The 1,099-nt window shown below is 61.3% G+C and carries 1 protein-coding gene; it reads left to right on the top strand.

Features of this window, described 5'->3' with window-relative positions; genetic code table 11:
- Positions 1-221 precede the first annotated feature (221 nt).
- Positions 222-1,061 (top strand): IS5 family transposase, encoded by an 840-nt coding sequence (locus tag AQJ27_RS51435; protein ID WP_067386022.1) that lies wholly within the window; start codon positions 222-224, stop codon positions 1,059-1,061.
- Positions 1,062-1,099 lie beyond the last annotated feature (38 nt).

Below are 1,099 nucleotides of genomic sequence, written 5' to 3'. Positions count from 1 at the left end.
GTGGGCATTTAGAGAGGGTCTATGCCGGTAAGTGACTTTCGTGACTGTCAGGCTTGAGTTGTTTGCCCCATGAGCGCACCCTCGCGTCCATCGAACTGCGAACTTGGCCGCCCGTTTACTCCGGTTCTCGTGCACGAAGTCCGTCTGGTCTGAAGATCAGACAGAAACGCCCAGCAGCAGCGGAACAGCACCGTCCGCCGCATCCATGATCACGCTACGGCGTGAGCCAGCGGAAGCCGTACCCCAGCGACCTGTCCGACGCCCGATGGGCCTTAATCGAGCCGACGCTGGCGGCCTGGAGAAAGGCCCGGCTCGACCGTAGGCCCACCGGACAGCCGGCCAAGGTCGACCTGCGCGACATATTCAACGCACTCCTCTACATCAATCGCACCGGAATCCCCTGGAAATACCTCCCGCACGACTTCCCCAACCACGGCACCGTCTACGCCTACTACGCCGCCTGGCGCGACGAGGGAATCCTCACCCAGCTCAACTACGACCTGACCGGCCTGGCCCGCGTGAAGGAAGGACGCAAGCCCGAACCGACCGCTTCCGTGATCGACACCCAGAGCGTCAAGACCTCCACCAATGTGCCCCTGACCAGCCAGGGAACCGACGCAGCCAAAAAGATCGTCGGCAGGAAACGGGGCATCCTCACCGACACGATCGGACTCATCCTCGCCGTGACCGTCACCGCCGCGAGCCTGTCCGAGAACGCCGTCGGAATCCAGCTCCTCGACCAGGCCAAGAAGACCTACCCGACCATATCCAAGAGCTGGGTCGACACCGGCTTCAAGAACGCCGTCATCGAGCACGGCGCAAGCCTCGGAATCGACGTCGAAGTCGTCAACAGAAACCCAGGAGTTCGCGGCTTCCACGTTGTCAAAAGGCGCTGGGTTGTCGAACGAAGTATTGGTTGGATCATGCAGCACCGGCGCCTCGCACGAGACTACGAGACCCTGCCCGCCAGCTCCGAGGCCATGATCCACGTCGCCTCGATCGACAACCTCACCAAGCGCATAACGGACGAGACGACACCCACCTGGCGAGGAACTTACTAGAAGATAAAGGGCAATCCACCTAGATCAAACGCCCTCTT

Source organism: Streptomyces olivochromogenes, from assembly GCF_001514115.1.
Taxonomy (GTDB): domain Bacteria; phylum Actinomycetota; class Actinomycetes; order Streptomycetales; family Streptomycetaceae; genus Streptomyces; species Streptomyces olivochromogenes.
Note: the sequence above shows the minus strand (reverse complement) of the source record. Positions and strands in the feature narration are given on the sequence as shown.